The 7,487-nt window shown below is 74.0% G+C and carries 7 protein-coding genes; 1 reads left to right on the top strand and 6 read right to left on the bottom strand.

All coding sequences use genetic code 11. The annotated features are described in order from the left end of the window. Positions 1-118 precede the first annotated feature (118 nt). The 5 genes from ACFWYS_RS14385 to ACFWYS_RS14365 are packed head-to-tail and all read right to left on the bottom strand — an operon-like array spanning position 119 to position 5,559. Positions 119-916 carry a type III pantothenate kinase gene (locus ACFWYS_RS14385; RefSeq protein ID WP_384767310.1) on the bottom strand — a complete coding sequence of 266 codons (798 nt, stop codon included), beginning with the start codon at positions 914-916 and terminating at the stop codon, positions 119-121. Positions 917-924: 8 nt separating this feature from the next. Then, complete coding sequence (gene nadC, locus ACFWYS_RS14380) at positions 925-1,896, bottom strand: carboxylating nicotinate-nucleotide diphosphorylase (RefSeq protein ID WP_384767307.1); 972 nt, start codon at positions 1,894-1,896, stop codon at positions 925-927. Between the two features lie 5 nt (positions 1,897-1,901). After that, entirely contained in the window at positions 1,902-3,611 is a 1,710-nt protein-coding gene (locus tag ACFWYS_RS14375; protein ID WP_384767305.1) for an L-aspartate oxidase, read from the bottom strand. Further along, complete coding sequence (panC, locus tag ACFWYS_RS14370) at positions 3,608-4,615, bottom strand: pantoate--beta-alanine ligase (protein ID WP_384767302.1); 1,008 nt, start codon at positions 4,613-4,615, stop codon at positions 3,608-3,610. Before panC ends, ACFWYS_RS14375 begins: the two co-directional genes overlap by 4 nt. After that, the gene (locus tag ACFWYS_RS14365) at positions 4,612-5,559 is read right to left on the bottom strand and encodes a Rossmann-like and DUF2520 domain-containing protein (protein ID WP_384767300.1); all 948 of its coding nucleotides are present in this window, start codon (positions 5,557-5,559) and stop codon (positions 4,612-4,614) included. The genes panC and ACFWYS_RS14365 overlap by 4 nt, the downstream gene beginning before the upstream one ends. Before the next feature lie 223 nt (positions 5,560-5,782). Here ACFWYS_RS14365 and ACFWYS_RS14360 point away from each other — a divergent pair, with 223 nt between their 5' ends. Beyond that, the gene (locus tag ACFWYS_RS14360) at positions 5,783-7,042 is read left to right on the top strand and encodes a threonine aldolase family protein (RefSeq protein WP_384767297.1); all 1,260 of its coding nucleotides are present in this window, start codon (positions 5,783-5,785) and stop codon (positions 7,040-7,042) included. On the opposite strand, the gene ACFWYS_RS14355 is transcribed toward ACFWYS_RS14360, so the two are convergent. Then, positions 7,032-7,247 (bottom strand): hypothetical protein, encoded by a 216-nt coding sequence (locus tag ACFWYS_RS14355; protein WP_384767294.1) that lies wholly within the window; start codon positions 7,245-7,247, stop codon positions 7,032-7,034. The genes ACFWYS_RS14360 and ACFWYS_RS14355 overlap by 11 nt on opposite strands. Positions 7,248-7,487 lie beyond the last annotated feature (240 nt).

The raw sequence follows: 7,487 nt of genomic DNA, 5'->3' as shown, positions 1-7,487 counted from the left end.
GTGCGGGGGGGGGGGGGGGGGGGGGGGGGGGGGGGGGGGGGGGGCGGGGGGGGGGGGGGGGGGGGGGCGGGCCCCGGTTGGTGGGGGCGGGCGGGCCCCGTCGTCGTCTTCGGCGGGGTCACATGCGGGAGACGTTGCGTTCGTAGACGAGGCGTAGGCCGACCAGGGTCAGCCACGGTTCGTGTTCGTCGATTACCGAGGATTCGCCGAGGACCATGGGGGCCAGGCCGCCCGTCGCGATGACCGTGACGTCCTCGGGGTCGTCCGCCAGTTCGCGGGCCATACGGTTCACCACGCCGTCCACCTGGCCTGCGAAGCCGTAGATGATGCCGGACTGCATGGCCTCCACGGTGTTCTTGCCGATGACGCTGCGCGGGCGGGCCACCTCGATCTTGCGGAGTTGGGCGCCGCGTACGCCGAGGGCCTCGACGGAGATCTCGATACCGGGGGCGATGACACCGCCGATGTACTCGCCGCGCGCGCTCACCGCGTCGAACGTCGTCGCCGTACCGAAGTCGACGACGATCGCGGGACCGCCGTAGAGGTCGACCGCCGCGACCGCGTTGATGATGCGGTCGGCGCCGACCTCCTTGGGGTTGTCGGTGAGGATCGGTACGCCCGTCTTGACGCCGGGCTCCACCAGTACCGCGGGGACGTCGCCGTAGTAGCGGCGGGTCACCTCGCGGAGTTCGTGGAGGACCGAGGGGACGGTCGCGCAGATGGCGATTCCGTCGATGCCGTCGCCCAGTTCGTCGCCGAGGAGCGGGTGCATGCCCATCAGGCCCTGGAGCAGGACCGCCAGTTCGTCGGCCGTGCGGCGGGCGTCCGTCGAGATGCGCCAGTGCTCGACGATGTCGTCGCCGTCGAAGAGGCCGAGGACGGTGTGGGTGTTGCCTACGTCGATCGTGAGGAGCATGCCCGTTCCTACTCCGCCGCTCGCAGGTCCAGGCCGATGTCCAGGATCGGCGAGGAGTGGGTGAGGGCCCCTACGGCCAGGTAGTCGACGCCGGTTTCGGCGTACGCCCTGGCGTTGGCGAGGGTCAGGCGGCCCGAGGCTTCGAGGGCTGCTCGGCCGTGCACGATCGCCACCGCCTCCTCGCACTCGCCCGGCGTGAAGTTGTCCAGGAGGATCAGGTCCGCGCCCGCGTCCACCACCTCGCGGAGCTGGTGGAGGGTGTCCACCTCGACCTCGATGGCGAGGTCCGGGAAGGCCTCGCGGACCGCCTTGAAGGCCTGGGCGACGCCGCCCGCCGCCACCACGTGGTTGTCCTTGACCAGGGCCGCGTCCGACAGGGACATGCGGTGGTTGACTCCGCCGCCGCAGCGCACCGCGTACTTCTCCAGCGCGCGCAGGCCCGGGGTCGTCTTGCGGGTGTCGCGGACCTTCGCCCGGGTGCCGTCCAGTACGTCCGCCCACGCGCGCGTGGCCGTCGCGATGCCGGACAGGCGGCACAGGATGTTCAGCGCGCTGCGTTCGGCGGTCAGGAGGTCGCGGGTGCGGGTGGTGATGGACAGGAGCTTGTCGCCCGCCTCCACCCGCTCGCCGTCCTCGACGTGGCGCTCGACCTCGAACTCGTCCTCGCAGACGATCGAGACGACCGCTTCGGCGACCCTGAGGCCGGCCACCACGCCCGCCTCGCGCGCGACGAAGTCGGCGGTGGCGACGGCCTCCTCGGGGATGGTCGCGACCGTCGTCACGTCCACGCCGTGCGCCAGGTCCTCCTGGATGGCCACGTTCGCGATGTCCTCGACCTCGACGGGGTCCAGGCCCGCCTCGGTGAGGAGCTCGGCGAGTGCGGGGTCGAGGCCGCACTCCAGGTACTCCTCGCCGGCACTGCAGGCGCAGTCGTCGCCGCAGCCGCCGTTCGGGGCGAGGGGAAGGTCGGGGGTGGTCACTGCTGTCACTGCTCCTGGGGCCGGGTCGGGGGGAAGTCTGCGGTGTCTGTGGTGTGCACGGCCAGTGTGCGGTCCGGGTTCAGGCGTACGACGATGTGGCGGCGCCATGCCGTGTCGTCGCGGTCGGGCTCGTCCTCGCGCCAGTGGCAGCCCCTCGTCTCCTCGCGCAGCTGGGCGGCGGCGGCCAGGACGCGGGCCACGCACAGGAGGTTGGTGGCCTCCCAGGTGTCGACGCCGGGCTCGGCGGTCTTGCCGTTCTCGGCGAGGGCGTCGCGGGCGTCGGTGTGCAGCCGCTGGAGCTGGTCGGCGGCCTTGGCGAGGGAGTTGGCCGAGCGCAGGACGCCCGCGCCGTCCGTCATGATCCGCTGGATCGTGAAGCGGGCCTCGGGGGCGAGCAGGGGGTGCTCGGGGGTCTCGGGGTGCGGCACCGGGTGCGGCACGCGCGCGTGGAGGCCGCCCGACGCCCGGGACGACGCGATGTCCTCGGCGATGCGCTCGGCGTAGACCAGGCCTTCGAGGAGCGAATTGGAGGCGAGGCGGTTGGCGCCGTGCACGCCCGTGCAGGCGACCTCGCCGCACGCGTACAGGCCGGGGACGGTCGTACGGCCCTGAGAGTCGGTGCGTACGCCGCCGGAGGCGTAGTGGGCGGCCGGGGCGATCGGGATGGGGGTGGTGACCGGGTCGATGCCGTTCGCTCGGCAGGCGGCCAGGATCGTCGGGAAACGGTGCTCCCACATGTCGGCGCCGAAGTGGCGGGCGTCGAGGAACATGTGCTCGGCGTCCTGCTCCTGCATACGCCGCATGATGCCCTTGGCGACGATGTCCCGGGGGGCGAGTTCGGCCAGTTCGTGCTGTCCCAGCATGAAGCGCACGCCGTCGGCGTCGACCAGGTGGGCGCCCTCGCCGCGTACCGCCTCGGACACCAGGGGCTGCTGGCCCTCCGCGTCCGGGCCGAGGAACAGGACCGTGGGGTGGAACTGCACGAACTCCAGGTCGCTGACCTCGGCGCCCGCCCGGAGGGCGAGGGCCACGCCGTCGCCCGTGGACACGGACGGGTTCGTCGTCGCCGAGTAGACCTGGCCCATGCCGCCGGTCGCGAGCACGATCGCGGGCGCGTGGACCGCGCCCACGCCGTCGTGCTGGCCCTCGCCCATGACGTGCAGGGTGACGCCCGCGGTGCGGCCGTCGGCGTCCGAGAGGAGGTCCAGGACCAGCGCGTTCTCGATCGTGCGTACGCCACGCGCGCGTGCCGCCTCCACGAGGGCGCGGGAGATCTCCGCGCCCGTCGCGTCGCCGCCGGCGTGGGCGATACGGCGGCGGTGGTGGCCGCCCTCGCGGGTGAGGGCCAGTTCGCCCTCCTCGGACTCGTCGAAGTGGGCGCCGGTCGCGATGAGACGGCGCACGGCGTCGGGGCCCTCGGTGACGAGGATGCGGACCGCTTCCTCGTCGCACAGGCCCGCGCCCGCCACCAGGGTGTCGTCCAGGTGCTGTTCGGGGGTGTCGCCCTCGCCGAGGGCCGCGGCGATGCCGCCCTGGGCCCAGCGGGTGGAGCCGTCGTCCAGGCGGGCCTTGGTGACGACGACCGTGTGGAGACCGGCGGCCTCGCAGCGCAGGGCCGCGGTGAGGCCGGCGACGCCGGAGCCGACGACCACGACGTCCGCGGAGATGGACCATCCGGGCGCCGGCGCGTGCAGTCGTATGCCTGTGCTGGTCACGAGGCGGCTCCGAGGTTTCCGAAGGTGAGGGGGATGTTGTCGATCAGCCGGGTCGTCCCGACCCGGGCGGCTACGGCGAGGACGGCCTCGCCGGTGAAGTCGTCCTGATCGGTGATCTCCGAGAAGTCCGAGGGGTCGACCAGGGTGAGGTAGTCCAGTTCGAGCGGCGGGTCGAGGCGGGCGGCCTCGTCGAGGACCAGGCGGGCGGCGGCGCGAACAGCTGCCGCGGCGCCGGGGACGGCCTTGGAGACGGCGTGCGCGTCGGCCGCCGCGCGGGACTCCCCTATGGCGCTGAGCGCCTCGGCACGCGCACGCGTGGCGGGCACTTCGCGGGCCCGCGCGCGCAGCGCCTCCTGCGCCGCATGGCGGTCGCGGCCGGCGAACAGCGCCTGGGAGAGCGCGAGCGCGGTGTGCCGTTGCTTGGGCGAGAGGTAGCGGTTGCGGCTGGAGAGCGCGAGACCGTCCTCCTCGCGCACGGTGGGGACGCCGACGATCTCGACGCCGAAGTTCAGATCGCGCACCATCCGGCGGATCAGGGCGAGCTGCTGGGCGTCCTTCTGGCCGTACAGGGCGACGTCGGGGCGGGTGAGGTGCAGCAGCTTGGCGACGACGGTGAGCATGCCGTCGAAGTGGCCGGGGCGGGAGGCGCCCTCCAGGCCCTCGCCCATGGGGCCGGCGCTGATGCGGACCTGGGGCTCGCCGCCCGGGTAGACCTCGTCGACGGCGGGGGCGAACACGGCGTCCGCGCCCGCCTGTTCGGCGATCTTGAGGTCGGCCTCCAGGGTGCGCGGGTAGCGGTCGAGGTCCTCGCCCTCGCCGAACTGGAGGGGGTTCACGAAGACGGTGACGACGACCTCGCCGTCCGGTCCGGCGATCGCGCGCGCGGTGCGGACGAGGGTGGCGTGGCCCTCGTGCAGGGCGCCCATGGTCATCACCACGGCGCGGCGGCCGGCACGCGTGCGTGCGTGCAGCTCGTCGGCGGTGCGCAGCAGGGTGATGGTCATCGGGCGTCTCCCTCGGAGCCGTTGGTCCGGTCGGTCCCGTCGGTCCCGTCGGCGAGTACCCCGAGAAGGTCCTCGGCGAGCTCCGGCTTCAGCAGCCCGTGCGCGAGCGCGCGGTCGGCGGTCGCGCGGGCCATCGCCAGATAGCCGGCGACGGTCTGCGGGGCGTGCCGCCGCAGCTCGGTGACGTGCGCGGCGACGGTGCCCGCGTCACCGCGCGCGACGGGGCCGGTCAGGGCGGCGTCGCCGGAGCGCAGGGCGTTGTCGAGGGCGGCGCCGAGCAGCGGGCCCAGCATCCGGTCGGGGGCCGCGACGCCGGCCTCGCGCAGCAGCTCCATGGACTGGGCGACCAGCGTCACCAGGTGGTTCGCGCCCAGGGCGAGCGCCGCGTGGTACAGCGGGCGCCGCTCCTCGGCGATCCACTCCGGCTCGCCGCCCATCTCGATGACGAGCGCCTCGGCGGCCAGCCGCAGCTGCTCGGGCGCGGTGACGCCGAAGGAGCAGCCGGCCAGGCGCTGGACGTCCACGGGAGTGCCGGTGAAGGTCATCGCCGGGTGCAGGGCCAGCGGCAGCGCGCCGGCGCGCAGGGCGGGGTCCAGGACCTTCGCGCCGTACCGCCCGGAGGTGTGCACCAGCAGCTGGCCCGGCTGCACAGCGCCGGTCTCGGCGATGCCCTCGACGAGGCCGGGCAGCGCGTCGTCCGGGACGGTCAGCAGCACCAGCTCCGCGCGCGCGAGGACTTCGGCGGGCGGCACGAGCGGCACGTCGGGGAGCATCCGCTCGGCCCGTCGCCGGGAGGCGTCGGAGACCCCGGAGACGGCCACCGGACGGTGTCCGGCGAGCTGGAGGGACGCGGCGAGCGCGGGACCCACGCGGCCGGCGCCGACGACACCGACGGTGAGCCGCGCGGGGCGGTCCTTGGGATCTGGCTGTTGGCTTGTACTCACTCGACGGAGGCCTTCCCGTTCCAGTCCGCTCTGGGTACCGGACGATTTCTCGTCATGTTAACGCGATTGGTTCGAGCGGCGTTCGGTTGTCCACAGGCTGTGGGCATCCACACGCCGCCGGGCATATGCCGACGGGCACGGCCGTCGGGCGTGCCGGGACGGGCGTACGGGGCGTACGAAATGCGGGTGCCCGTGCGGGCGGACGCGCGAGACGATCCGGGGCATGAGCGATACGACGGATACGACGGAGCCGACACCCGACGCACGAGCACCCGGCCGGCAATTGTCGACCGAGCCGTCGTCGGACGACGAGCGGCGCACGCGGCGCCGGGAACGGCGCAATGCCGCCTACCGGGGCGCGCGGCGCGTGCTCGCGCGCCCCGGTTTCATGGGCACCCTCCGCGAGCGCCTGGCGCTGCTGGACGAGGCGCGTGCGCTGGAGCTGCACGACCTGGACGAGCCGTCGGACCTCTACGGCGACGGCATCGTCGAGGCCCTGGAGGACAGGACCGCCGGGCTGCTCGGCACGGAGGCCGCCGCGTTCTTCCCCACGGGCACGATGGCCCAGCAGGTGGCCCTGCGCTGCTGGGCGGGCCGCACCGGCGACCCGGCGGTCGCCCTGCATGCGCTGGCCCACCCCGAGGTGCATGAGCGCAACGCTTTCAGCCAGGTCAGCGGCCTGCGCCCGGTCCGCGTGACGAGCGAGCCACGGCTGCCGACCGCCGCCGAGGTGCGCGACCTCGACGAGCCCTTCGGGGCGCTGATGCTGGAACTGCCCCTCAGGGACGCGGGTTTCGTACTGCCCTCCTGGGAGGAGCTCACGGAGGTGGTCGAGGCGGCGCGGGAGCGGGACGCGGTGGTCCACTTCGACGGGGCGCGCCTATGGGAGTCCACCGTCCACTTCGGCCGCCCGCTGGAGGAGATCGCGGGCCTGGCGGACAGCGTGTACGTGTCGTTCTACAAGTCGCTCGACGGCTTCGGCGGCGCCGCCCTCGCCGGTCCGAAGACACTGGTGGACGAGGCGAAGGCCTGGCGGCACCGCTACGGCGGCGCGGTGTTCCAGCAGTTCCCCACCGCGCTGTCGGCCCTCGCCGGTCTGGAGCGGGAGCTGCCCCGGCTGCCCAAGTACGTGGCGCACGCGCGCGTGGTCGCCGCCGCGCTGCGCGAGGGGTTCGCGGCGGCCGGGGTGCCGTGGACGCGGGTCCACCCCGAGCCGCCGCACACACATGAGTTCCAGGTCTGGCTGCCGTACGACGCCGACGTCCTCGCGGAGACCGCGATCCGGCAGGCCGAGGAGACGAGGACCGTCCTGTTCGCGGGCGGCTGGGACGCCAAGGGGCCGGGCCTGGCCGCCACCGAGGTCTCCGTACGGGCCGCCGGGCTGGAGTGGACGGCCGACGACGTACGGGAGGCCGTCGGCGAGTTCGTGCACCGGCTGACCGAGGAGGCCGGCAAGGGGGTCGGCAAGGAGGTCAGCAAGTAGAACGCGGGTGCGGGTGCAGCCAGCGGCTCAGGGCCCGTCGTAGCCGCCCATGGGCCGGACGCCCGGTGACGACGGCCCGGAACTGCCGGTGGTCGCGCCACTCGCGCACGACCTGCCAGTCGTGGGCGCCGGGCGCGGGCGGCGCGGGCTCGCCCAGCTGCCGGGCACGGTAGGTGTCGAGGAGGTGGTACTGCGTGATGCTCATGGTGCTGATCGCCTTCTGGGAACGTAGGGCGGCAGGGCGGCAGGGCGGTAGGGCTGCCGGGCGGTACGACGCAGGGAGACATGACGTGCTGGGTGATCGGGCTCCGCGGCTGCCCCGGTGATCCAGCGTTGCTCCGGTACGTCGGCCGTGTCGCGGGGGGGGTGGGGGGGGGGGCGTAGCCGGGCCGGCGGGGGGTCGCGGGGGGGGCGCGCTGGGGGGGGCTGGGTGGTGGAGTGACTA

Origin of the sequence: Streptomyces sp. NPDC059010 (genome assembly GCF_042740355.1) — a bacterium.
Lineage (GTDB): Bacteria > Actinomycetota > Actinomycetes > Streptomycetales > Streptomycetaceae > Streptomyces.
This window is presented reverse-complemented; position numbering and strand designations above follow the sequence as displayed.